This window comes from Roseateles sp. P1_C1_2 (assembly GCF_056406535.1).
On the sequence record NZ_JBFUAB010000006.1, the window covers coordinates 25,313 to 49,941 of the forward strand.

At 69.4% G+C, this 24,629-nt stretch carries 24 protein-coding genes; 21 read left to right on the plus strand and 3 right to left on the minus strand.

Annotated elements, in window-relative coordinates; all coding sequences use genetic code 11:
• Positions 1-4 precede the first annotated feature (4 nt).
• The 10 genes from AC1D2H_RS07120 to AC1D2H_RS07165 all read left to right on the plus strand — a co-directional run bounded on the left by AC1D2H_RS07120 (position 5) and on the right by AC1D2H_RS07165 (position 10,171).
• The gene (locus AC1D2H_RS07120) at positions 5-214 is read left to right on the plus strand and encodes a type II toxin-antitoxin system antitoxin (RefSeq protein WP_477934975.1); all 210 of its coding nucleotides are present in this window, start codon (positions 5-7) and stop codon (positions 212-214) included.
• Positions 211-864 carry an ABC transporter ATP-binding protein gene (locus tag AC1D2H_RS07125; protein ID WP_478010438.1) on the plus strand — a complete coding sequence of 218 codons (654 nt, stop codon included), beginning with the start codon at positions 211-213 and terminating at the stop codon, positions 862-864. Before AC1D2H_RS07120 ends, AC1D2H_RS07125 begins: the two co-directional genes overlap by 4 nt.
• Positions 861-3,410: an ABC transporter permease gene (locus AC1D2H_RS07130; protein WP_478010439.1), complete on the plus strand. Its 2,550-nt coding sequence runs from the start codon at positions 861-863 to the stop codon at positions 3,408-3,410. The genes AC1D2H_RS07125 and AC1D2H_RS07130 overlap by 4 nt, the downstream gene beginning before the upstream one ends.
• A gap of 2 nt (positions 3,411-3,412) precedes the next feature.
• Complete coding sequence (locus AC1D2H_RS07135; protein ID WP_478010440.1) at positions 3,413-4,444, plus strand: lipocalin-like domain-containing protein; 1,032 nt, start codon at positions 3,413-3,415, stop codon at positions 4,442-4,444.
• Positions 4,445-4,461: 17 nt separating this feature from the next.
• Positions 4,462-5,607 (plus strand): DegT/DnrJ/EryC1/StrS family aminotransferase, encoded by a 1,146-nt coding sequence (locus AC1D2H_RS07140; RefSeq protein WP_478010441.1) that lies wholly within the window; start codon positions 4,462-4,464, stop codon positions 5,605-5,607.
• A gap of 4 nt (positions 5,608-5,611) precedes the next feature.
• Positions 5,612-7,420, plus strand: a complete 1,809-nt coding sequence (locus AC1D2H_RS07145) for an ABC transporter transmembrane domain-containing protein (RefSeq protein WP_478010442.1) — start codon at positions 5,612-5,614, stop codon at positions 7,418-7,420.
• A 120-nt stretch (positions 7,421-7,540) separates the two neighbouring features.
• On the plus strand, positions 7,541-8,137 hold the full coding sequence (locus AC1D2H_RS07150) for a hypothetical protein (protein WP_478010443.1): 597 nt from the start codon (positions 7,541-7,543) through the stop codon (positions 8,135-8,137).
• 144 nt (positions 8,138-8,281) lie between these two features.
• A complete protein-coding gene (locus AC1D2H_RS07155) occupies positions 8,282-9,097 on the plus strand; it encodes a thymidylate synthase (RefSeq protein WP_478010444.1) in 816 nt (271 codons plus the stop codon).
• Positions 9,094-9,588: a dihydrofolate reductase gene (locus AC1D2H_RS07160; protein WP_478010445.1), complete on the plus strand. Its 495-nt coding sequence runs from the start codon at positions 9,094-9,096 to the stop codon at positions 9,586-9,588. The genes AC1D2H_RS07155 and AC1D2H_RS07160 overlap by 4 nt, the downstream gene beginning before the upstream one ends.
• 4 nt (positions 9,589-9,592) lie before the next feature.
• Entirely contained in the window at positions 9,593-10,171 is a 579-nt protein-coding gene (locus AC1D2H_RS07165) for a DUF4337 domain-containing protein (protein ID WP_477934993.1), read from the plus strand.
• A 4-nt stretch (positions 10,172-10,175) separates the two neighbouring features.
• Here AC1D2H_RS07165 and AC1D2H_RS07170 read toward each other — a convergent pair whose 3' ends face one another.
• The 3 genes from AC1D2H_RS07170 to AC1D2H_RS07180 are packed head-to-tail and all read right to left on the minus strand — an operon-like array spanning position 10,176 to position 13,573.
• Positions 10,176-12,575 (minus strand): hybrid sensor histidine kinase/response regulator, encoded by a 2,400-nt coding sequence (locus tag AC1D2H_RS07170; RefSeq protein WP_478010446.1) that lies wholly within the window; start codon positions 12,573-12,575, stop codon positions 10,176-10,178.
• 25 nt (positions 12,576-12,600) lie between these two features.
• A complete protein-coding gene (locus AC1D2H_RS07175; protein ID WP_477934997.1) occupies positions 12,601-13,203 on the minus strand; it encodes a response regulator in 603 nt (200 codons plus the stop codon).
• A gap of 4 nt (positions 13,204-13,207) precedes the next feature.
• Positions 13,208-13,573 carry an Hpt domain-containing protein gene (locus AC1D2H_RS07180; protein ID WP_477934999.1) on the minus strand — a complete coding sequence of 122 codons (366 nt, stop codon included), beginning with the start codon at positions 13,571-13,573 and terminating at the stop codon, positions 13,208-13,210.
• Positions 13,574-13,792: 219 nt separating this feature from the next.
• Between AC1D2H_RS07180 and AC1D2H_RS07185 the strand changes: the two genes are divergently transcribed.
• From AC1D2H_RS07185 to mdcB, 11 genes are all read left to right on the plus strand, one after another.
• Positions 13,793-15,490 carry a methyl-accepting chemotaxis protein gene (locus tag AC1D2H_RS07185; RefSeq protein WP_478010447.1) on the plus strand — a complete coding sequence of 566 codons (1,698 nt, stop codon included), beginning with the start codon at positions 13,793-13,795 and terminating at the stop codon, positions 15,488-15,490.
• A gap of 91 nt (positions 15,491-15,581) precedes the next feature.
• Entirely contained in the window at positions 15,582-16,514 is a 933-nt protein-coding gene (locus AC1D2H_RS07190; RefSeq protein WP_478010448.1) for a LysR substrate-binding domain-containing protein, read from the plus strand.
• Positions 16,515-16,641: 127 nt separating this feature from the next.
• Entirely contained in the window at positions 16,642-17,652 is a 1,011-nt protein-coding gene (gene dctP, locus AC1D2H_RS07195; RefSeq protein ID WP_477935005.1) for a TRAP transporter substrate-binding protein DctP, read from the plus strand.
• A 7-nt stretch (positions 17,653-17,659) separates the two neighbouring features.
• Complete coding sequence (locus AC1D2H_RS07200) at positions 17,660-18,235, plus strand: TRAP transporter small permease (RefSeq protein WP_478010449.1); 576 nt, start codon at positions 17,660-17,662, stop codon at positions 18,233-18,235.
• Positions 18,232-19,593 carry a TRAP transporter large permease gene (locus AC1D2H_RS07205; RefSeq protein WP_478010450.1) on the plus strand — a complete coding sequence of 454 codons (1,362 nt, stop codon included), beginning with the start codon at positions 18,232-18,234 and terminating at the stop codon, positions 19,591-19,593. The genes AC1D2H_RS07200 and AC1D2H_RS07205 overlap by 4 nt, the downstream gene beginning before the upstream one ends.
• 10 nt (positions 19,594-19,603) lie before the next feature.
• Positions 19,604-21,268 carry a malonate decarboxylase subunit alpha gene (mdcA, locus tag AC1D2H_RS07210; protein WP_478010451.1) on the plus strand — a complete coding sequence of 555 codons (1,665 nt, stop codon included), beginning with the start codon at positions 19,604-19,606 and terminating at the stop codon, positions 21,266-21,268.
• 10 nt (positions 21,269-21,278) lie between these two features.
• Entirely contained in the window at positions 21,279-21,596 is a 318-nt protein-coding gene (gene mdcC, locus AC1D2H_RS07215) for a malonate decarboxylase acyl carrier protein (RefSeq protein WP_478010452.1), read from the plus strand.
• The gene (locus AC1D2H_RS07220) at positions 21,596-22,456 is read left to right on the plus strand and encodes a biotin-independent malonate decarboxylase subunit beta (protein ID WP_478010453.1); all 861 of its coding nucleotides are present in this window, start codon (positions 21,596-21,598) and stop codon (positions 22,454-22,456) included. Before mdcC ends, AC1D2H_RS07220 begins: the two co-directional genes overlap by 1 nt.
• Positions 22,456-23,157 (plus strand): biotin-independent malonate decarboxylase subunit gamma, encoded by a 702-nt coding sequence (locus tag AC1D2H_RS07225; protein ID WP_478010454.1) that lies wholly within the window; start codon positions 22,456-22,458, stop codon positions 23,155-23,157. Before AC1D2H_RS07220 ends, AC1D2H_RS07225 begins: the two co-directional genes overlap by 1 nt.
• Positions 23,158-23,161: 4 nt before the next feature.
• Entirely contained in the window at positions 23,162-23,794 is a 633-nt protein-coding gene (mdcG, locus tag AC1D2H_RS07230) for a malonate decarboxylase holo-[acyl-carrier-protein] synthase (RefSeq protein WP_478010455.1), read from the plus strand.
• Complete coding sequence (gene mdcB, locus AC1D2H_RS07235; protein WP_478010456.1) at positions 23,791-24,612, plus strand: triphosphoribosyl-dephospho-CoA synthase MdcB; 822 nt, start codon at positions 23,791-23,793, stop codon at positions 24,610-24,612. Before mdcG ends, mdcB begins: the two co-directional genes overlap by 4 nt.
• Positions 24,613-24,629: the final 17 nt, after the last annotated feature.

The window sequence follows — 24,629 nt, forward strand, 5'->3', positions numbered from 1 at the left end:
AGGCATGGCCAGCCCCGACAAGAAGTCCTTCCCGCTGCGCGTCGACCCCGCGCTGTGGGCCGAGGTCGAGCGGCTCGCGGCGACGGAGCTGCGCAGCGCCAACGCGCAGGCCGAACTGCTGCTGCGCGAGGCCCTGGCGCGGCGCGGCGTCAAGCTCGCGCCGCCCAAGGGTCGGGCGAACGCCGCTCGACAGGACCCAGAATCCGGTCCATGAGTCTTTTGAGTGCACGCCGCCTGTCCAAGGCCTATGGCGAGGTGGCGGTGTTTTCCGAGGTGGACCTGGACCTGCAGGCCGGCGAGATCGTCGCCCTGCTCGGCGAGTCCGGCAGCGGCAAGTCCACGCTGCTGAACTGCCTGGCCGGCCTGGACGAGGCCGACGCCGGTTCCATCACGCTGGCCGGCCAGGACCTGCGCAGCCTCGACGACGACGCCCGCTCGGCGCTGCGCCGCCGCGAGCTGGGCTTCATCTTCCAGGCCTTCCACCTGCTGCCCCATCTGAACGTGGCCGACAACGTCGCCCTGCCGCTGCGCCTGCTGGGCCAGCGTGACGACGAACGCGTGCGCCAGATGCTGGCCGCGGTCGAACTGGCCCCGCTGGCGGCACGCATGCCGCGCCAGCTGTCAGGTGGCCAGCTGCAGCGCGTGGCGATCGCGCGCGCCCTGGTCCACCGCCCGCGCCTCGTGCTGGCCGACGAGCCCACCGGCAACCTCGACCCCCGCCATGYCGGCGAGGTGCTGGAACTGCTGCGGCGCTGCACGCAAGAAGCCGGTGCGGCCTGCCTGCTGGTCACGCACTCGGAGCGCGCGGCCGAGGYCACGGACCGGCGGCTGCGGCTGGACGCCAGCGGGCTGCACGCGGAATGACCTTGTGGCGCCACTTCAGCTGGCCCGCCTGGCGTGACCAGCCCGGCCGCGTCCTGCTCGCCGTCGTCGCCGTCATGCTCGGCGTCGCCCTGGCCTTCGGCGTGCACCTGCTCAATGGCGCCGCCCTCGCCGAGTTCGCACGGGCGGCGCGCGGCGTCAACGGCCAGCCCGACCTGGTGGTCAAGGCGCGTTCCGGCGCGCTGACCGATGCCGATCTCGTCGAGCTGCTTAACCGCCCCGAGGTCGCTGCCGCCAGCCCCGTCGTCGAGGCGCTGGCCTTGTGGCCCGGCCAGGTCGGGCCCGGCGGACGCGGCCTGTCCATCCACCTCATCGGCCTGGACCCGCTGGCCCTGCTGGCCTCGGCCGCCGCCGGCCAACCGCTGGCGCCCGAGCTGACGCCACAGGTCGACGGCGGCATCACCGGCCTGATGGGCGCCAACGCCGTGCACCTGAACGGCGCCGCCCGCAAGCTGCTGCCTGCCGGCGCCACCAAGCTGACGCTGCGCCTGCCCGGCGGTGGCACGCCGCGCGACATCGAGCTCAGCATCGGTGGCCGCGTCGCTGCCGACAACACGCCGCTGGGCGTGCTCGACATCGCCGATGCCCAGGCGCTGTTCGGCCGCGTCGGCAGCCTGGACCGCATCGACGTGCAGCTCGCGCCCGGCACGGACGCGAGCGCCTGGGCCGCCCGCCTGCCCACGCGCTGGCAGGCCACGCCGCCGGCCGATGTCGGCGCCCATCTGTCCGACATGACGCGCTCCTACCGCGTCAACCTCGGCCTGCTGGCGCTGATGGCGCTGTTCACCGGCAGCTTCCTCGTCTACGCCGTGCTGTCGCTGGCCACCGCCCAACGCCTGCCGCAATGGGCCCTGGTGGGCGTGCTGGGCGTGTCCGCGCGCATGCGCTGGCGCCTGATCCTGACCGAAGGCGCGGTCATCGGCGTCGCCGGCACGCTGCTGGGCCTGGCCCTGGGCGTGGGCCTGGCGGCTGGGGCGCTCAAGCTGATGGGCAGCGACCTCGGCCTGCACGGCGCCAACGGCTCGTCGGCCGAACTGCTGTTCAACCAGCCCCTGCTGCTGCCCGCCGTGGTCTATGGCGCCCTGGGCCTGGCCGCGGCTCTCCTCGCCGCGCTGGCGCCGGCGCTGACGGTGCGCCGCATCGCGCCCGCCCTCGTGCTCAAGGGCCTGGGCCTGCCCGCCGGTCGCACGCTGCCGGCCTGGGCCGGCCTCGCGCTGCTGGCCCTGGGTGCAGCGCTGTCCTGGCTGCCCCCTCTTTTTAACGACACCCCCGTCGCCGCCTACCTGGCCATGTTCTTCCTGCTGATGGGCGGCCTGGCGCTGGTGCCGGCCCTGGTGCAGGGCCTGACCGCCTTGTTGTCGCGCCTACCGGCAAGAGCACAAGGGGCGCTGCTGCTGCTGGCCCGCGAGCGTAGCCGCGACCAGGCGACCGAGGCGCGCCGCTCGCTCGCCGGCGTCCTCGTCGCGCTGGCCCTGGCGGTGGCGATGACGGTCATGATCGGCAGCTTCCGCGAGTCGCTGATGCGCTGGCTGGACCATGCGCTGCCGGCCGACCTCTATGTGCGCAGCGCACTTCGCATCGGCGACGGCGTCCCGGCGCCCATCCCCGCGGCGCTGCTGGAAGCCCTGCCTCGCCTGCCCCAGGTCGCCCGTGCCATCCCGCAGCGCACCGCCCGGCTGCGCCTGGCAGCGGGGGCCGACCCGGTGGCTCTGACGACGCGCGACGTCGAGACCGGCAGCCTGCCCCTGATCGAGCGCTGGCAGGGCGCTGCCGCGCCCGGCGCCTTGCCCGTCTGGGTCAACGAAGCCGGGCGCGACCGCGACGGGCTGCAGCCTGGCCGCGTCTTGCAGGCCGAACTGGTCGACAGCGGCCGCACCGTCCAGCTGCAGGTGCAGGGCGTCTGGCGCGACTATTCGCGCCAGAACACCGCGCTGTGGATGGCCCTGGCCGACTACCGCCGCGCCAGCGGCGACACGACCACCACCGAGCTGGCACTGTGGCTGGCGCCGGGGCAGACGCTGGACAGCGCGCGCGCCGCGGTGCGCCAGCTGGGCGGCGACAACGTCGAGATGGCCGCCGCCGGCGAACTGCGCGCGCTGTCGCTGAAGATCTTCGACCGCAGCTTCGCCATCACCCTGTGGCTGCAGGCCGTCGCCCTGGCCGTCGGCCTGTTCGGCGTCATCGCCAGCCAGTCGGCCCAGGCGCTGGCGCGACGCCGCGAGTTCGGCCTGTTGCGGCACCTGGGCCTGTCGCGGCGCCAGCTGATGCGGCTGCTGCTCATCGAGGCGAGCTTGCAGGGCGGCGCCGGCGCGCTCGCGGGCCTGGCGCTGGGGCTGGGCCTGAGCGCCATCCTCGTCTACGTCGTCAACCCGCAGAGTTTTCACTGGAGCATGGAGATGCATCTGCCCCTCGCGCGCCTGGCCGCCCTGGTCGGCCTGGCCTTTGCCGCGGCCGTCGGCGCCTCGCTGCTGGCCGGCCGGCGCGCCCTCGGCCCCGACGCCGTACGTGCCGTGAGGGAGGACGCGTGATGATGAAGCGCCGCGTCCTGCTGATCGCCGCACTGCCACTGCAGGCCCGGGCCGCCCTGCAATTCCCGGCCGACTTCGGCGCGCATCCGCAGCAGAACATCGAGTGGTGGTACCTGACCGGCTTGCTCGGCGACGCTGGCGGCCCACCACGCTTCGGCTACCAGCTCACCTTCTTCCGCCTGCCCGGCCCCGCGGCCGCCGACCATCCCAGCGGCCTGGCGGCCAAGCAGCTGCTGCTCGGCCATGTCGCCCTGTCCGACCTCGGCGCGAAGCAGCAGCGCCACGGCCAGCGCCTGCTGCGCGCCCTGCCCGGCGCCGTGCACGCCATGACGGGCGATTGCGACGTCAAGCTGCGCGACTGGAGCTTGAAGCGCAGCGGCGACGGCTACCGCGCCGCCTTCAGCGGCCCCGGCTTCGCCCTGGAGCTGAAACTGGCCGCGCCCGATGCGCCGCTGCTGCAGGGCGATGCCGGCCTGTCGCGCAAGGGGCCCGATGCCGCGCAGTTCAGCCGCTACTACACCCGGCCCCAGCTCGCCACCCAGGCGGCGCTGACGCTGGACGGCCAGCGCCACAGCCTCGCCGGCCGCGCCTGGCTGGACCATGAATGGAGCGACAGCCTGCTGGGCCAGGCGGTGGGCTGGGACTGGCTTGGGCTGAACCTGCACGACGGCCGCGCGCTGACCCTGTTCCAGCTGCGCCGCAAGGACGGCAGCCGGGACTGGGCCGGCGGCAGCCTGCGCGCGCCCGGCCAGCCCGACCGCAGCTTCACGCCCGACGAGGTCGAGATGACGCCGACCCGGCACTGGACCAGCCCGGCCACCGGCGCCCGCTACCCGGTCGAATGGCGGCTGAAGAGCCCCGCCGGCGAGATGCTGCTGAGCACCTATTTCGACGCCCAGGAGATTGACGCGCGCCACAGCAGCGGCCTCGTCTACTGGGAAGGCGCCGCCCAGCTGTTCGACGCCGAAAAGCGCCCACTGGGCGCCGGCTATCTGGAATTGACCGGCTACGCGGGCCGCCCACCACTGCCGTGACCCACAATCCGCCGCCCATGTCTTCGCCTACTGCCCGTCAACCCACACGTCCCACCTTTGGCTGGGATAACTTCTCAGGCGAGCGCGCCGCCGGCCTGCCCGCCGTCGACGACCTGCCCCACACCCGGCGGCTGACCAGCGGCCGCGCCGCCCTGTTCGCCGCGATGAAGGCGCTGGGCGTGCAGGCCGGCGACAGCGTGCTGGCCCCCAGCTACCACTGCCCCACGCTGGTCGCGCCGCTGCGTGCGGCCGGTGCGGCCGTGCAGTTCTATCCCCTCGGCCCCGACGGCCTGCCGGCGCTGGACGCCATCACACCGGCACCCCGCACGCGCGCGCTGGTCGTGGCCCAGCTCTTCGGCCTGCCGCGCTCGCTGGCCGTCGCGAGGGCCTGGTGCGACCGGCACGGCATTGCGCTGGTGGAGGACTGCGCCCACAGCTTCTTCGGCCAAGCCGGCGAGCGGCCCATCGGCCACTGGGGTGACCTGGCGACGGCCAGTGTGTCCAAGTTCTTCCCGGTCTCGGAAGGCGGCCTGCTGGCCTCGGCCCAGCCGCTGCCCGTGCAGACGCTGCAGCCGGCCGGTGCCAGGCAGCAGATCAAGGCCTGGGTGGACCTGCTGGAGCGCGGCAGCGAGCAGGGCCGCCTGACCGGCCTGAACACGGCGCTGGGCGCCCTCTTCCGCCTGAAGAACGGCCCGTTGCGCCCGCCGGCCGCGAGCGCCCCGCGGCGCGTGCTGAGCGAGGCCGAGAACATGGCCGAGTGCGACCTGGGCCGCTGCGAACAGGCCCCGCCCGCGCTGACGCGACAGCTCTTCGGCCTGCCGCGCCAGCGCATCGTCGCCCGCCGCCGCGCCAATTACGAGACGCTGCATCGCCTCACGCAGAACCTGCCTGGCGCCCGCCCCTTGCTGGGCGACCTGCCCGCGCAGGCCGCGCCCTATGTGATGCCGCTGTGGGTGGACGATGCCGAGCCCGCCTATGCCGCGCTGCGCGCTGCCGGCTTTGCGGTGTTCCGCTGGGACCGCGTCTGGCCCGGTGTGCCCGACTTCCACGACGACCACGGCGCACGCTGGCGCACCCATGTGCTGCAACTGCTCTGCCACCAAGACCTTGACGACGCGATGCTGGCCCGCACCTGCGCCGTGCTGAACGGGAAAAAGCTGTAACCCCATGAGTTCCTCCTCCGAACGCCCCGCCGCCAAGCAGGCCCGCTCCCTGAGCGGCCTGGCGCCCTTCCTGCGGCCCTACCGCGGCCGCATCGCGATGGCCTTCATGGCCCTGCTGCTGTCGGCCATGGCCACGCTGGCCTTCCCGCTGGCGCTGCGCGGCCTCATCGATGCGGGCTTTTCGGCCGGCGATCCCGGCGAGCGGCTGATGGCGCTGCGCGAGCATTTCCTGGCGATGTTCGGCGTCGGCGCCGCCCTCGGCCTGTTCTCGGCCTCGCGCTTCTACATGGTCACCTGGCTGGGCGAACGCGTCACCGCCGACCTGCGCAATGCCGTCTACACCCATGTGCTGCGCCAGAGCCCCGAGTTCTTCGAGACGACGCAGACCGGCGAGGTGCTGAGCCGCATCACGACCGACACCACCGTCGTGCAGACCGTCGTCGGCTCCAGCCTGTCCATGGGCCTGCGCAACATCGTCATGGGCACGGGCGCGCTGGTGATGCTGGTCGTCACCAACCCCTATGTGATGGGCCAGGTGCTGGGCATCCTGGTGCTGATCGTGGCGCCGGCGCTGTATTTCGGCCGCCGCGTGCGCAAGCTGTCGCGCGCCAGCCAGGACCGCGTCGCCGACACCTCGGCCATCGCCGCCGAGGTGCTGAACGCCGTCACCGTCGTGCAGAGCTACACCCAGGAGGCCGCCGAGGCGCGGCGCTTCTCGGCCGCCAGCGAGGCCGCCTTCGACACCGCCCGCAAGCGCACCCGCATCCGCAGCTTCATGGTGGCCTTCATCATCACGGCCGTGTTCGGCGCGATGCTGTGGGGCCTGTACCAAGGCACCCAGGCCGTCGTGGCCGGCAAGATCACTGCGGGGCACCTGGGCCAGACCGTCGTCTACGTGACCCTGCTCGTCAGCAGCGTGGCCGTGCTGGCCGAGGTCTGGGGCGATGTGCTGCGCGCGGCAGGCGCCACGGAGCGCCTCATCGAGCTGATGGAAGCGCGTTCGCCGGTGGCCGAGCCCGCCCAACCAAGCGCCTTGACCGTGACCACCGGTGGCAGCCGCGTCGAGTTCGACGCCATCCAGTTCCACTATCCCTCCCGGCCCGCGACGCCGGCGCTGGACGGACTCAGCCTGAGCGTCGCGGCGGGCGAAACGGTCGCCCTCGTCGGCCCCAGCGGCGCGGGCAAGAGCACGGTCTTCCAGATGCTGCTGCGCTTCTACGACCCGCAGTCCGGCTCGATCCGGCTCAACGGCGTGGAGACCCGCGAGCTGAGCCTCAACGACCTGCGCGCCAGCATCGGCGTCGTGCCGCAGGACAGCGTCATCTTCTCGACGACGGCGATGGAGAACATTCGTTATGGCCGGCCGACGGCGAGCGACGAAGAGGTCATGGCCGCAGCCGAGGCCGCCTTTGCCGACGACTTCATCCGTGCGCTGCCCGAGGGCTACGCCAGCTTCCTGGGCGAGCGCGGCGTGCGGCTGTCCGGCGGCCAGCGCCAGCGCATCAGCATCGCCCGCGCCATGTTGAAGAACCCGCCGCTGCTGCTGCTGGACGAAGCGACGAGCGCGCTGGATGCCGAAAGCGAACGCGTCGTGCAGGCGGCCCTGGAGGCCGCGATGCAGCACCGCACGACGCTGGTCATTGCCCACCGCCTGGCCACCATCCAGAAGGCCGATCGCATCGTGGTGCTGGATGCGGGACGCATCGTGGATATCGGGCGGCATGACGAACTGGTCGCGCGCGGCGGGCTGTATGCCAAGCTGGCGGCGATGCAGTTTGGGCTGGAAACTGATGGAGTTAAATTTGAGATCTGACGCCGAGCAGACGTCTCTCGAGTCGGCCCGGAGCTCCTAAGCCCCAAGCGTGCGAGCGTGGCGTCTGACCCCGATGCTGGCGCTTGCAGCTTTATTGACTGCCTTTCCACTCCATAGCCAATGAGAACGTTCCTCGTCATACTTTCTATTTGCGCAATTTTCTCTACAACGGGTTGCGTCAGCTTTAGCAATCTCGAGAAATCTGCGACGCTTGCCCACAATTCACAAGACGCGATCATTGTCCTGGGTGCAAAACCCCGCTTTCGCGTAGCAATTGCACCTGGCGAAATCATTGAAGGGAAAGTGAAAATTGGCGCCATGGCGGCCATAAACACCTACCCGGAAGAAGGCTACATTGTGGGAAGAGTTTCCGCCGCAATGTTTCCGAACGAATATCATATTCAACTCATTCTTCCCGAAGGCATCAGTGGAGGCGCTTTTGGCCAAGCGTATGGCCCGTGCGGCGACGACCAAGTACTGTCGTTTCACGCCCCTGCCGGCAAGGTAATTTATGTGGGCGATGTGGAATATTCTCAAGAGAGCGGCAGGTTGGCCATAAAATACTCAGACGACATTGATCGCGCGCGAGATTTCATGAAACGCCACTATCCTGCCTTGGCCAATCAACTCGAATTCCCGGGACTGCAAACAAAACCGATCGTCCACGTGAATTGCGGGGCGCGTGTAACTATCCCGGTTTACGTTCGGACCCGGTAAGTTTGAAGTTCGGAATCACCGGCAGCAGTCAAAGTGGCGAACACGCGCCCGCACCGCAGCACCGCGTCACAGACACCATGAAGTGAGGCAAGGCGCGCATCCCTCTGGATGGGCCACCTCGTCCGAGCAGAGACAATGCCGTCCATGACTGCTCCGCCCCGCCCTCCCCAGCAATATGAAGATTTCATGCGCCATGTCTACGAGCATGGCGTACAGAAAGGCGACCGCACTGGCACCGGCACGCGCAGCGTGTTCGGCCACCAGATGCGCTTCGACCTGGCCCAGGGCTTCCCGCTGGTGACGACGAAGAAGGTGCACCTGAAGTCCATCGTGCTGGAACTGCTGTGGTTCCTGCGCGGCGACAGCAACGTCAAATGGCTGCAAGAGCGCGGCGTGACGATCTGGAACGAGTGGGCGCGTGAGGACGGCGACCTCGGCCCGGTTTACGGCGTGCAATGGCGCTCGTGGCCGACGCCGGACGGCGGCCACATCGACCAGATCGCCGACGTGGTGAAGACGCTGAAGTCCAACCCGGACTCGCGCCGCATCATCGTCAGCGCCTGGAATGTGGCCGAGCTGCCGAAGATGGCGCTGATGCCCTGCCACGCCTTTTTCCAGTTCTACGTGGCCGACGGCAAGCTCAGTTGCCAGCTCTACCAGCGCAGCGCCGACATCTTCCTCGGCGTGCCCTTCAACATTGCGTCCTATGCGCTGCTGACCATGATGCTGGCCCAGCAGTGCGATCTTGAGCTCGGTGACTTCATCTGGACCGGCGGCGACTGCCACATCTACGACAACCACGTGGAGCAGGTGCAGACCCAGCTCGCCCGCGATCCGCGCGCCTACCCGACGATGACGATCAAGCGCCGGCCGGCGTCCATCTTCGACTACGAGTACGAGGACTTCGAGCTGAGCGGCTACGACCCGCATCCGGCCATCAAGGCGCCGGTGGCGGTATGAGCTGGATCACTCTCGTCGCGGCCGTGGCCCGCGACGGCGCCATCGGGCGCGACAACGCCCTGCTCTGGCATCTGCCCGAGGACATGGCACGCTTCAAGGCGCTGACCGTGGGCAAGCCCGTCGTCATGGGCCGCAAGACCTGGGACTCGATTCCGGCCAAGTTCCGCCCCCTGCCCGGCCGGCGCAATCTCGTCGTCAGCCGCTCTGTGAGCGAGCTGCCCGGCGCCGAGGTGTTCGCCAGCCTGGACGCGGCCCTCGCGGCCTGCGCAGCCGCACCCGAGGTCTGCGTCATCGGCGGCGGCGAGATCTATGCGCTGGCCTTGCCGCTGGCTGACAAGCTGGCGCTGACCGAGGTGGATGTCGTCTACCCTGATGCGGACAGGCATTTCCCGGCCTGGCCGCGAGAGCAATTCACCGAAGCAGCCCGTGAGCCGCGCCTCAGCGCCAACGGCATGCGCTTCGACTTCGTCGATTACCTACGCAAGGAATAAAACCATGTCCGGACACGGCTTCCACGTCCACGGGCCTCACGACCACGAGTTGGAGCACGCCGCCCAGCACGAGCCCAAGGGCTTTGCCGGCAAGCTGGCCGTCATCACGGCCATCCTGGCCACCGTCGGTGCCTTCTTCTCCTACACCGGTGGCGTGACGCAGGTGAACGCCGCCCTGTACAAGAACGACGCGGCCATCAAGAAGACCGAGGCCAGCAACCAATGGGCCTTCTTCCAGTCCAAGAGCAGCAAGCAGAACCTGTCAGAGCTGGCCCTGGACCTGAGCAACAACGAAGAGCAGAAGGCCAAGTACCGCGACAAGATCGCGCGCTACGAGAAGGAAAAGAACGAGATCAAGCTCAACGCCGAGAAGCTGGAAGCGGAGTCCAAGCATTTCGACGAGATGAGCGCCGAGCAGATCCATCTGCATCACCGCTGGGCCCAGGCGACGACGGCCCTGCAGGTTTCCATCGCGCTGGCCGCCATCACGCTGCTGACCAAGAAGCGCTGGATGGAGTGGGCGACCATCGTCGCCGGCCTTGTCGGCATGGCCCTGGGCGGCGCGGCCTGGATGCACGTCTGAAGCTTCAGGCGGTGGCGGCCTCCCGGGCCGGCATCCAGCGCGCCATGCACTGCGCCAGCAGCTCCGGCTCGATGGGCTTGGAGAGGTAGTCCGACATCCCCGCGGCCAGGCATTTCTCGCGTTCACCGGCCAGCGAATTGGCCGTCATCGCGATGATGGGCAACTCGCGGCAATCCGGCAGCTGGCGGATGATGCCGGTGGCCTCGAAGCCGTCCATGCCGGGCATCTGGACGTCCATGACGATGGCGTCGAAGCGGTGCCGCTTCAGCTGCTCCAGCGCCTGGATCGCGTCGTCGGCGACCAGCACCTCCAGCCCGAAGGCGCCAAGCAGTTCGACGGCCACCAGCTGGTTGATGTCGTTGTCCTCGACCAGCAGCACGCGCCCGCTCAGCTGGGCCACCGGCGCAAGCTGCTGCGGCGCCGGCTCGTAGGTGGCGAGACCGCCCCTGACGATGACGCCGTACAGCGTGTCCAGCAGCGTCGAGGGCGTCACGGGCTTCTGCAGCAGGCCGTCGGGTGCGTGCTCGGGCATGGCCGCCTCCACCACGTCGCGGTCGTAGGCCGACACCATGATGAAGGAGGCCGACGACAGCGAGTCGTAGGCCCGCAGCGCATCCACGACGGCGAAGCCGTCCAGGTCGGGCATGCGCCAGTCCACCAGGGCGACCGCGAAGTGCTGGCCCTTGCCCTGCGCCGCGCGGGCCACTTCCAGCGCCTGCGTGCCCGAGGCGGCTTCGACGACGCTCATGCCGAAGGAGCGCAGCATGGCCACCATCGTCAAACGGGCGGTGAAGTTGTCGTCCACCACCAAGGCGTTCATGCCCTTGAGCAGGTGGCGCGTCGCGCCGGCCCGCTCCAGTGCCTCAGCGGCCGGGGTTGCGCCGGCGGCGGGCTCCCGCAGCGCGACCGAGAAGCTGAAGGTGCTGCCATGGCCCGGCGTGCTCTGCAGCTCGATGTTGCCGCCCATCAGCGCGACGATGCGTTGGCTGATCGCCAGGCCCAGGCCGGTGCCGCCATGCTTGCGCGTCGTCGAGCTGTCGGCCTGGCTGAAGGCATGGAAGAGCTGCGGCTGCGATTCAACGGGGATGCCGGCGCCCGTGTCCCGCACCGAGAACCGGATCGCCGGCGCGGTCGACTCATCGGCCGAGCCATCCGCCACGCGCGCGACGCTGATGCAGATCTCGCCCTGGCTGGTGAACTTCACCGCGTTGGCCGACAGGTTCAGCAGCACCTGCTTCAGGCGCAGCGCGTCGCCCAGCAAGGCGTTGGGCACGCCGTCGCCGCGGCAGACCACCAGCTCCACGGGCTTGTCGCCGATCAGCGCGTTCAAGGCCGTCGCGATCTCGTCGAAGACGGGGTCGAGCTCGAAAGGCGCGCTCTCCAGTTCCAGCTTGCCGGCGTCGATCTTGGAGAAATCGAGGATGTCGTTGATGAGGCGCAGCAGCGACTTGCCTGCGCCCTGGATCTTCTCCAGGTAGTCACGCTGGCGGGTGGTCAGCGTCGTGCGCAGCACGATGTGGGTCAGCCCGAGCACGGCGTTCATCGGCGTGCGGATCTCGTGGCTCATATTGGCCAGGAAGTCGGCCTTGGCCCGGCCGGCCTGCTCGGCCGCGTCACGCGCCCGCACGAGGTTCTCGCGGCCGGTGGCCAGCTTCTCCGTCATGCGGCCCAGCGCGTTCTGCAACTGGCCCAGTTCGTCGGTCCGCGGACTGGGCTGCTCGGGATGCAGGTCGCCGTCGGCGACGCGGTTGGCCAGCGCCAGGCATTCCTCGACCGGCTGCAGCACCGAACGCAAGGCCCGGGCATAGCTCAGCGCGGCCGCGAACAGGAAGACGAAGGCCAGGGCCAGCAACGCCCAGACGCCGTCACGGCGCGTGCGGTCGAAGGCGGCCACCGCCAGGCTCTCCTCATGTCGCCCCGCGGTGACCACGGCGTCGATGGCCCGGCGATGGGTCTCATAGACCGACTGCACGCCGGCGAGTTCCGCACGCGCCCGGGCCGCGTCGCCCGCCTCGGCCGCAGAAATGACGCGAGCCGCGCCGTCGAACATCTGCCGGCTGGTGCGCGCCACGTCGCCGGCGATCAGCCGCTGCAGCTCCGGCGGCCCGCCGGCCGTCCAGGCCGCGAGCTCGCGGCGGCTTTCCGCGGCCAGCCGCTGCAGCTCGGCCCGCCCGGTCGCGACCGGCAGCGTGCCCTCGACCGTCTGCGACAGCACCAGCCGGGCTTCGATCAGATAGAGCGGCGGCGGCAGCACATTGGCCACCACCGCCGAGGAGTCCTGCGCCTGGGCCGCGCTGCGCCCCAGCGACTCGAAGCTCCACAGCGCGAAGGCCAGCACCGCGAGGATGGTGACGACCGCCGTCAAGCCGATGGTGTACAGGGATGAGCGCAGGGTCTTGAACATGGGTGGGGGACTCGCTGGATGGGGCTCAGCGCGCACCGTCGACCACGGCCTTCAGAATCCGGATGAAGGCGACGGGATCGACGATGGGCTTGCGCATGTACTGGACGGCGCCGGGCAGTTCACCGCGCTGCGCCAGTTGGCGGGGCGTCAGGCTGGTCACGGCCACCAGGGCACGCGGACTCTGGCCTTCGCTGGCGGCGAGCTGCCTGAGCATCTCGAGGCCGTCCATATGGGGCATCTGGATGTCGGTGATGACGACATCCGCCTGTGTCTTGCCTATGGCCACGAGGCCGACGAAGCCGTTGTCGGCCACGGTCACCGACGCCCCCGGAAACGCCTCATCGACCAGAGCGGCGAGCAGGTCGCGATCGTCCGGGTTGTCGTCGACGATGACGATGTTGAGGGCCGCCTCGGCAGGCGCCGGCCCCACGGCCGCGCCGGAATGCCGGCTGATCAGTTCGTCGGCGCTGTCGGCGTCGATGCGGCGATGGCCGCCCAGCGTCTTCCAGGCCAGCAACTGGCCCGCGTCCACCCAGCGCTGCACGGTGGGAATGGACACGCCCATGCGCTTGGCGACATGGGCGGTGGAGTAGGAGCGGCGCTCCGGGGGGCTGCGGGTCTCGGGCACTTGACTACTTCCTTTGGGCAATGGCGCGCAGATCGACCTCGCCGCGCGCATAGGACTCCAGCACGCCGACGACGCAGCGGTGCTCCAGGGCAAAGGCGTCCAGCAGCCGGCTCAGGCCGACGCTGTCCGTGCCGTCATCGGCGCCCTCCTGCAGGGCCTGCGCGGCGGCGGACAGCCGACTGGCGCCCAGCGTGCCGGCGGTGGACGTCAGGTCGTGCGAGACCTTGCGCAAGACCTCGAGGTCGCCGCGGACCAGGGCCGCCCTTGCCCGGTCGGCGTCGCCGACGCGGGTGTCGAGGAAGCGGCGCGCGATGCGGTCGTAGAGCTCGACGCGGCCCAGGCAACGGCGCAGCCCCTCTTCGAACGACACGCTTGGCAGGTCTTCTGGCACAGGCTCCTCACGGCAGCACCTCGATGGGGCAATTGTGAGGCGCGGGGACCGGATACGGCCCGATTCTCTTCATTTAATTCAGTAGGTGTGATTTATTTACTTTGTTTGTTTCATTCAATTTGAATGACACTGCGGGCACACCAACACGAGGCCAGCATCCGTGCGCAACCTGCCTCACACCGCCTGAAGGAGACCGACATGAGCTTCCTGAGCAACCTGACCGTCCGAGGCAAGCTGGGCGCAGCCTTCGCCGCCGTGCTGGCCCTGATGGCCTTGCTCGCGGCGCTGTCGTGGCTGCAGATGTCCAACATCTACGAGCAGACCGACAAGATCCTGGTCTACCGCGTGGCGGGTGTGCGCGACAGCGGCAGGATGGCCACCACGGCGACCCGGGTCCGCACGCGCGAATACCGCGTCGCCGTCAGCCAGCCCGACGAGTACGCCGCGGTGCTGGAACGCTACAAGGAATCGGTGCGGGCCTTCGACAAGGCCAGCAAGGACTACTCGGACTTCCTCCTCGACGCCCAGGAGAAGCAGCTCTACGAGGCGGCGGCCAAGGCATGGGCCACCTACGCCAGCGCGGCCGACAAGGCGCTGGACCTGGCCAAGCAGGGGCAGCGCGAGGAGGCGATCACCGCCGTCGCGCAGACGTCCAAGCTGTTCGACGAGGCCCAGACCGCCATCGTCGCCCTGGTCAGCTTCAACGACGACGGCGCCAAGGCCGATGCCAGCCAGGCCCAGGCCCAGTTCAGCAAGAGCGGCGTCTACCTGGCCGTGACCCTCGGCCTGGCGACGCTGGTGGCCATCGGCCTGGGCTTCACCATCTCCCGCGCCATCACCCGCCCGCTGAACGAGGCGGTGCGCCTGGCCGAGGCCGTGGCCGGCGGCGACCTGTCCCAGGACATCACGGCCCAGGGCCGCGACGAGATTGCCAAGCTGTCCCAGGCGCTGGGCCAGATGGTCGTGAAGCTGCGTCACATCGTGTCGGACGTCCGCCACGGCGTGGAGTCGGTCTCGACGGCCGCCACGCAGATCTCGGCCGGCAACACCGATCTCAGCCAGCGCACCGAGGAGCAGGCGGCCAATCTGCAGCAGACCGCCGCGTCGATGGAAGAGCTGACCTCCACCGTGCGCCAGAACGCCGACAACGCCCGCGCGGCCGCGCAGCTGTCGCAGAACGCCCGTGAGGTCGCGACGCGTGGCGGCGAGGTGGTGCACAACGTCGTCACGACGATGGAGGCCATCACCGAAAGCTCCAAGCGCATCGCCGACATCATCGGCACAATCGACGGCATCGCCTTCCAGACCAACATCCTGGCGTTGAACGCCGCCGTCGAAGCGGCCCGGGCCGGCGAGCAGGGGCGCGGCTTCGCCGTCGTGGCGGGCGAGGTGCGCACGCTCGCGCAGCGCAGCGCCCAGGCCGCCAAGGAGATCAAGACGCTGATCGGCCAGAGCGTCGAGAAGGTGGACGCCGGCTCCCGGCTGGTCAGTGATGCCGGCAAGACCATGCACGAGATCGTCGCCCAGGTGCAGCGCGTCAACGACCTGGTGGGCGAGATCAGCTCGGCCAGCCACGAGCAGACGCAGGGCATCGAGCAGGTGGGCAATGCCGTCACCCAGCTGGACCAGGTCACCCAGCAGAACGCTGCCTTGGTGGAGGAGTCCGCCGCCGCGGCCGAGAGCATGAAGCACCAGGCCCAGAAGCTGTCCCAAGCGGTGGCGGTCTTCAACGTCGGCGCCTTGTCAGCGGCGCATACGGAGCCGGCCGCCAGACCGAAGGCCAAGGCTGCTGCACCTGCTGCCAAGCCGGACAAGCCGCCCGCCCGCCCCTTCGCGCCGCGCGCACCAGCCCTTGCAGCCGCGGCCGAAGCCCAAGGCGACTGGTCGTCCTTCTGATGACGCCCGCCGACAGCCGGCGTCAAGGTCGCGCACGCAGGCTGACGATGCGCCGCCCGCGCGCGCCGGGCACTCGCTACGATGCCCCGTCATGCTCAACCGCATCGACGAAGAGATCACCTTCCGCAAGCTGGAGATCCTGCTCGCCTTCATGGAGAGCGGCAATCTGGCGCGCGCGGCGGAGCGGCTGGGCATCAGCGCCGTCAGCGTGCACCGCGCATTGCATTCTCTGGAGACGGGTACGCGCTGCAGCCTGTTCCGGCTCGAAGGCCGCAACCTGCAACCCACCGACGCCGCCCATGCGCTGGCCGATGTCGCACGCGAGGTGCTGCAGACCATGGCCCATGGCATCCGCGCGACGCGCGAGATCGCTGGCTATGCCGCCGACCGAATTCGCATCGGATCTCTCTATTCACTGACCAGCGTCACCGTGCCGGCCCTCATCATGGGCCTGCGCCTGCGCAAGCCCGACATCCAGACCGAGCTGGTGCTGGGCTCCAACAACGACCTGCTGCGCAAGCTGCGCGAGGGCAGCGTGGACGCCACCGTCATGGGCCACCCTGAAGGCGCGAGCGACGTCGAGTCGCAGCTGCTGTTCGAGGACGACATCTTCTTCGCCGCACCGGCCGACTCGCCCTATGCGCTGCAGCCCGAGATCGACCTCAGCGCCTGCGCCGACGAGCGCTTCGTGTCGCTGAACGAAGGCTATGTGACCCACGACCGCTTCATCGACGCCTTCCGCGTGGCCGGCTTCGATCCCCATGTCGTCATGACGACCAACGACATCTTCTCGCTGATGAACCTGGTGGGCGGCGGCATCGGCTGCACCGTGCTGCCGGGTCGCATCCGCGGCGTGCTGCCGCGCAACGTGGTCCTGGTGCCTTTGCAGCCGCGCTTCCAGATGCGCCAGAAGATCAGCGTCGTCTTCCTGCGTACGCGGGAGCGCGACCCCAACCTGCTGTCGCTGCTGGCCGCCTGCCGCAGCCACTCGGCGGAACTCCAGGCCGCCAGGCCCCTAGGTTGAACAAGGGTTAACCCACGATCCTTGCAGCCGGCGTAAACGTCGTCCGGCGGGGTTGATTGATCGTCCAGGGGGCCGCTCCCACACTGCGGCCGCATACCGTCACTGATGGCGGACTCTGGAGACAAGCATGACCCTGACCCGACGCGATTGGCTGGCCGCGACCGCCGCTGCAACTGCCTGGCCCACCGCTTTCGCCCAGGCGGGCAGCCTGAAGATCTCGCACCAGTTCCCCAGCGGCACGCTGACCGAGGGCGACTTCCGCGACCGCCTATGCCGCAAGTTCGCCGCCGAGGTCGAGAAGCGCAGCAGCGGCGCGCTGAAGGCCTCGGTCTACCCGGGCTCGTCGCTGATGAAGACCAACGCGCAGTTCTCGGCCATGCGCAAGGGCGCGCTGGACATGAGCCTGGTGCCGCTGTCCTATGCCGGTGGCGAGGTGGCCGAGACCAATGCCGGCCTGATGCCAGCCCTGGTGCCCAGCTACGAGCAGGGCGCGGCCTGGAAGACGGCCGAGGTCGGCAAGCTGCTGTCCAAGGTGCTGGACGACAAGGGCGTCATCATCGTCAGCTGGGTCTGGCAGGCCGGCGGCGTGGCCAGCCGCGCACGGCCGCTGGTGACGCCGGATGACGCCAAGGGCCTGAAGGTGCGCGGCGGCAGCCGCGAGATGGACATGATGCTCAAGCAGGCCGGCGCCTCGGTCATCACGCTGCCGTCCAACGAGATCTATGCCGCCATGCAGACCGGCGCCATGGACGCGGCCATGACGTCCTCCACCAGCTTCATCTCCTTCAAGCTGGAGGAGATCGCCAAGCACCTGACCTCGGGCCGCCAGCGCACCTACTGGTTCATGTTCGAGCCACTGATGATCTCCAAGGAGGTCTTCAACAAGCTGCCCAAGGCGCAGCAGGACATCGTGATGGCCGTCGGCGCCGAGATGGAGGTCTTTGCCCGCGAAGCCGCCAAGGCCGACGACCAGGCGGCGGCTGCGATCTACGCCAAGGCCGGCGCCAAGGTCTATGACATGGACGAGCCGACGCTGAAGAAGTGGCAGGCCATCGCACGCGACACCGCGTGGAAGGACTTCGGCGAGAAGAACGAGTCCTGCGCCGCCATCCTCAAGGCCGCTCAGAAGCTGCTCTGAGGCCACCATGAGCCACGGTTTTGAAATGCAGCCGGCGGTGGTCGCCGGCATCGACCCCGACACACCCGCGCTGCTGCGGCCCGTCGCCCGGGCACTGAACTTCGTCAACCACGCCATGGTGGTGCTCGGCATGCTGGCCCTGCTGGTGGCGTCCTGCGTGCTGACCTACAGCGTCGTGTCGCGCTATGTGATGAAAGCGTCCACCGACTGGCAGGACGAGGCCGCCGTGTTCTGCCTGGTCGGTGCCACCTTCCTGTGCGGCGCCTTCGTGCAGGCCTTGCGCGGCCACGTCGGCATCGAGGCCATGGCCGGCCTGCTGCCGCGCTCGCTCAACCGCCTGCGCCTGATGCTGGTGGACCTGATGTGCACGGCCTTCTGCGCCTTCTTCGCCTGGAAGTCCTGGACGCTGTTCCACGAGGCCTGGGCCGAGGGCCAGACGACGTCGTCCTCCTGGGCGCCGCCACTGTGGATTCCCTACGGCCTGATGGCCCTGGGCATGACGCTGTTGAGCCTGCAGTTGCTGGTGCAGCTCACGGCTCGCGTCAACGGCCTCTTCAAACCTACGCAAGGAGCAGCAGCATGAGCATGCTTTTACTGGGCTCGCTGTTCGGCGTCGTCACGCTGCTGTTCATGTTCTCTGGCGCGCCCATCGCGTTCGCGCTGGGCAGCGTCGCGGTGCTCTTCATGGCCATCTTCATGCCGGCGTCGGCCCTCGACACCGTCACACAGAACGTCTACGAGGAGATGGCCAGCATCACGCTGCTCTCCATTCCCCTCTTCATCCTGAAGGGCGCGGCCATCGGCAAGTCACGCGCCGGCCAGGACCTCTACGCCGCCATGCATGTGTGGATGGGCCGCATTCCCGGCGGCCTGGGCATCGCCAATGTGTTTGCCTGCGCGTTGTTCGCCGCCATGGCCGGTTCCAGCCCGGCGACCTGCTCGGCCATCGGCAGCGCCGGCATCCCCGAGATGCGCAAGCGCGGCTACTCGCCCGGTTTCGCGGCCGGCATCATCGCGGCCGGTGGCACCCTGGGCATCCTGCTGCCGCCGTCCATCACGATGATCCTGTACGCGGTGGCGGCCGAGCAGTCGCTGGGCCGGCTCTTCCTCGCCGGCATCATGCCGGGCGTGCTGCTGGTCGCGCTGTTCGCCACCTATGCGGCCTTGCGCTACCGCAAGGAATATGCGCTGGCCGAGGCCGAGTACAAGCGCACCGGCGCCGCCTCTGCCCTGCTGGCCAACGAGACCTTCACGAGCCGCCAGAAGTTCGAGATGCTGCCGCGCGTCGTGCCCTTCGTGCTGCTGCTGATCGGCGTCATGGTGGCGCTGTATGGCGGCTTCGCCACGCCGTCGGAAACCGCCGGCCTGGGCGCCCTGCTGGCACTGGCGCTGATTGCCATCATCTACGGCGTCTGGCGCCCCAAGGACGTGGCGCCCATCCTCACGTCGACGCTGAAGGAGTCGACCATGCTGATGTTCATCATCGGCATGTCACTGCTGTTCTCGTACGTGATGAGCTATCTGCACATCAGCCAGGCGACGGCGGAGTGGATCGTCGGCATGCAGCTGTCCAAATGGGTGCTGCTGGCGGCGGTGCTGCTGATGGTCATCCTGCTGGGCTTCTTCCTGCCGCCGGTCAGCATCATCCTGATGACGGCGCCCATCATCCTGCCGCCGCTCAAGGCCGCGGGGTTCGACCTGATCTGGTTCGGCATCCTGATGACCATCGTCATGGAGACCGGCCTCATCCACCCGCCGGTGGGCCTGAACATCTTCGTCATCAAGAACATCGCGCCCGACATCGACCTGCGCGACATCATCTGGGGCGTCCTGCCCTTCGTGATCCTGATGCTGTTGGCGGTACTGCTGATCTGCATCTTCCCCGGCATCGCAACCGGTCTGCCCGACCTGGTCATGGGCGTCGCCGCCAAGGCGCACTGAGGAGCCATTGATGAACGCTCCTGCCTGGAATCTGCGCGACCGCCAGCGCCGCGAGCGCCTCTCGCGAGCGGCCGAAGTCACCGGTGTGAAGGGACGGCACGTCGCCACCGACGCGGTGGTAGCCCTGCTGGAAGCCGTGCTGCAACCGGGCGACCGCGTCTGCCTGGAGGGCAACAACCAGAAGCAGGCCGACTTCCTGGCCGAGTCGCTGACGCAGGTGGACTCGCGGCGCGTGCGCGATCTGCACATGGTGCAGTCCGTGCTGGCCCTGCCCGAGCACCTGGACATCTTCGAGAGCGGCATCGCCAAGCGCCTGGACTTCAGCTTTTCCGGGCCGCAGGGCGCGCGCCTGGCCAAGCTGGTCAGCAGCGGTGGCATCGAGATCGGCGCCATCCACACCTATCTCGAGCTGTTCGCCCGCTACTTCGTCGACCTGACACCCAAGGTGGCGCTGGTCGCCGCGCATGCCGCCGACGCCCAGGGCAATCTCTACACCGGCCCCAACACCGAGGACACACCGGCCATCGTCGAAGCCACTGCCTTCTCGGGTGGCATCGTCATCGCCCAGGTCAACGAGATCGTGGATGTGCTGCCGCGCATCGACATCCCCGCCGACTGGGTCGACTTCGTCGTGCAGGCGCCGCGCCCCAATCTCGTCGAACCGCTGTTCACGCGCGACCCGGCACAGATCAGCGAGATCCAGGTGCTGATGGCCATGATGGCCATCAAGGGCATCTATGCCGAGTACGGCGTGCAGCGCCTCAACCACGGCATCGGCTTCGACACCGCGGCCATCGAGCTGCTGCTGCCCACCTATGCCGAGTCGCTCGGCCTCAAGGGCAAGATCTGCAAGCACTGGGCGTTGAACCCGCACCCGGCGCTGATCCCCGCCATCGAGGCCGGCTGGGTGGAGTCCATCCATTCCTTCGGCTCCGAGCTGGGCATGGAGGACTACATTCGCGCCCGCTCGGACGTCTTCTTCACCGGCGCCGACGGCAGCCTGCGCAGCAACCGCGCCTTCTGCCAGGCCGCCGGCCACTACGCCTGCGACCTCTTCATCGGCTCCACGCTGCAGATCGACCTGCAGGGCAACTCTTCCACCGCCACGCTGGGTCGCATCACCGGCTTTGGCGGTGCACCCAATATGGGTGCAGACGCGCGCGGCCGGCGCCACGCCAGCCCGGCCTGGCTCAAGGCCGGTGAGGAATCCCGCGCCGGCCGCCAAGGCGCCGCCGGCACGCCGCGGGGGCAAAAACTGGTCGTGCAGATGGTGGAGACCTTCCGCGAACACATGCAGCCCGCTTTCGTCGAGCGCCTGGACGCGTGGACCCTGCAGGAACAGGCCGGCATGGCCCTGCCGCCCATCATGATCTACGGCGAGGACGTCAGCCACATCCTGACCGAGGAAGGCATCGCCAACCTGCTGCTGTGCCGCAGCGACGAGGAGCGCGAGCAGGCCATCCGCGGCGTGGCCGGCTACACCGCCGTGGGCCTGGCGCGGGATGCGCGCATGGTGGAGAACCTGCGCGACCGCGGCGTCATCAAGCGGCCGGCCGACCTCGGCATCGATTCCCGTGACGCCACACGCAATCTGCTCGCCGCGCGCAGCATGCGCGACCTCGTGCGCGCCTCCGGCGGCCTGTACAGCCCGCCCAAGCGTTTCCGCAACTGGTGAGGACGAGAAGATGACCACCCCTGGCCTCGAAACCCTGGACTACGCCTTCACCGGCACGCGACCGGCCGGCGCCTTCACGCCGGTGCTCGTCGGCGTGGTCGGCTCCGGCAATCTCGAAGTGCTGCTGGAGCCCGCGGCCGGCAGCGACTGCCGCGTCCACATCGAAACCTCGGCGCGCGGCTTCGGCTCGATCTGGTCGGCCGTCGTCAGCGACTTCCACCAGCGCCACCAGCTCGCCGGCGTGCAGCTGTCCATCCACGACATGGGCGCCACGCCCGCCGTCGTCAGCCTGCGGCTGGACCAGGCCGCCCAGGAGCTGCAGCCGTGATGTCTTCTTACGCGGAATGCTCGGCGCGCGAGCGCCTGGGCCTGATCGTCGACACCGGCAGCTTCCACGAGTGGCTGCCGCCCGCTGAGCGCCTCACCAGCCCTCACCTCGCGCAGCTGGGCGTGCCCTCCTCCTTCGACGACGGCGTGGCCATCGGCCGCGCGACGCTGGCCGGCAGCGAAATCTTTGTCGCCGCCCAGGAAGGCCAGTTCATGGGCGGCGGCGTCGGCGAGGTGCATGGCGCCAAGCTGGTGGGCCTGTTCAAGCGCGCCCTGCGTGACAAGCCACGCGCGGTGCTGCTGCTGGCCGAATCCGGCGGCGTGCGCCTGCATGAAGCGAACGCCGGCCTCATCGCCGTCTCCGAAGTCATGCGCGCGCTGCTCGATGTGCGCGCGGCCGGCATCCCGGTCATCGTGCTGATCGGCGGGGCCAACGGCTGCTTCGGCGGCATGGGCATCGTCGCGCGCTGCGCCGACCACATCGTCATGAGCGACCTCGGCCGCCTGGCCATGTCCGGCCCCGAAGTCATCGAGGCCTCGCACGGCGTCGAGGAGTTCGACTCGCGTGACCGAGCGCTGGTCTGGCGCACCACCGGCGGCAAGCACCGCTGGCTGAGCGGCGACTGCGACGTGCTGGTGGAAGACGACGTCGCCGCCTTCCGTGAGGCAGCCATTGCGGCGCTGGATTCAGCGCGGCCGGTCACGCTGGACTTGCTCGAAGTCGAGCACGCGCGGCTGGCCGCCCGGCTGGACTTCGATGGCGCCGAAGCCACCGCGCTGTGGTCCGCCATGGGCGTGCAGAACGCTGCCCGCGTGCCCGATCTCGACGTGGCCGGTGTGCTGGCCCTGGGAGCCCACTGATGGACTGGCAGACGCTTGCAACCCAGCTCTTCGGCGCTGACCACGGCATAGCACGCGACGGCGACTGCCTGCGCGGCGAGGTCGAATTCGACGGCGAACCACTCGCCGTCATCGGCACCACAGCCCACGCCCCCATCGGCGTGCAACTCGCGCTGGTGCAGGCCCGCGCCGTGCTCGACACGATGGCAAACCACCCCGGCCGCGCCATGCTGCTGCTGATCGACACCCAAGGCCAGCAGCTGCGCCGCCGCGACGAACTGCTCGGCATCAACCGCGCCATGGCCCATCTCGGCATGTGCATCGACCTGGCCCGCCGCCGCGGCCACCGCGTGCTCGGCCTCGTCTACGACCAGGCGCTGTCGGGTGGTTTCATCACCTCCGGGCTGATCGCCGACGCCTGCGACGCCCTCCCCGAGGCCGAGATCCGCGTCATGCGCCTGCCGGCCATGGCCCGCGTCACCAAGCTGCCCGAGGCGCTGCTGGCCCAGCTGTCCGAGTCCAACCCGGTGTTCGCGCCAGGGGTCGGCAACTATGTCGCCATGGGCGGCGTGCGCCGGCTCTGGCAGGGCGACCTGGCGCAAGCCCTTCGCGAGGCGTTGGCGGACGCGCCGACCGCGGACCGCCGCGCCGAGGACGGTGYGGCGCGCGGTGGCCGCCACCTGGCCGCCAGCGTCATGCAGCGCGTGCTCGACGCGGCCTGAAGCCATGACCGCCCTGCACCGCCACCAGATCGCAAGGCTGTCGGCTGCGGGCTGGCAGCGGCTGCTGGATCGCGATTGGGACGCCGAGGCGCAGGAATGCCTGGGTCACTGGGCCGAACAAGGCTTGCCCCTCGTCGTCACGCGCCAAGGCGACGATGAGGCCCTCGCGATGGGCCTGTGTGCCCCGCGCCGCTGGAGCCATCGCCGCCTCGCTCTGCGTGTGGCGCGGACCGACGTGCTGTATTTCGACGAGTTCCCGCGCCTGGACCAGATCGTCATGCAACTGCCCCCGAGCGCCCGCCCGCCGGCACGCCAGCTCGCCCTGGGGCTGCAGGCCAGGGGTGCGACGGCACGCGTCTACGGCAGCCACGGCTGGCAGCACCTGACCGGGCTGCCGCATGTGCGCGACGGCTCCGATCTCGACGTCTGGGTGGGCGTGAGCAGCGCCGAACAGGCCGACGCCGTCGCCGCGGCCTTGAACGCCTTCACCTCACCCTCCCGCCGCCTGGATGGCGAACTGGTTTTTGACGGCGACGCCGCCGTGGCCTGGCGCGAATGGCTGGCCTGGCGCAGCGGCGGCGCTCAGGCTTTGCTGGTGAAACGGCTTCACGGCGCTTCCATGGAGGCCATGGCATGAGAGCCCTTGCGTGCACCTCGCTCGCACCGACCGCCCATGAGATCGGCCGCGCCGCCACGCTGGCCCTCTACGACGAGCTCGCGCTGTCGCCCAAGCCCGGCCTCGTCACATTGACCGACCGCGGCAGCCATGCCGACATGGACGCCCACACCTTCATGCGCAGCCTGTTTGCGCTGCGCGGCTATTTCGTTCGCATCGCCGAGCTGGGGGCCGAGGGCGCGCCCTTCGAAGCGCTGGAGCGCTGTGGCATCGCGGCCGAGGCGCGCATGCTGGCGGCCACGGGCGGCATCAACACCCACCGCGGCGCCATCTTCATGCTGGGCCTGCTCTGCGCCGCAGCGGGCGCACTGGGCCGACGCCCCACGCCCGCACTGATCAGGCAGACGCTGTTGGCGCGTTGGGGCGAGGCGCTCACCAGACGCGCGCAGCGGTCGCCCACGCTGCCGGGTGGCCTGGCGGCGCGGCGCTTCAATCTGCGCAGCGCTTCGGCCGAAGCCGCGATGGGCTTCCCGACGCTGTTCGAGACGGCAGTGCCGGCATTGAACAGGGCTCGCGGCCTGTCGACTCAGGCCGCACGCCTGGACACGCTGTTTGCCGTCATGGCCGTGCTGGACGACAGCAACCTCGCTCACCGGGGCGGCGTCGAAGGGCTGCGCTTCGCCCAGGCGAGCGCCAGAGACTTTCTCGCCGCGGGTGGCGCATCCCGAGGTCCGGAAGCCGCCCAAGCCCTCGCAGCCGAGTTCGTGCGCCGCAATCTGTCGCCCGGCGGCACGGCCGATACGCTCGCCGCCGCCTGCTGGCTGGAGCGCCTGAGCTGAATGAGCGCCGCGCCGGG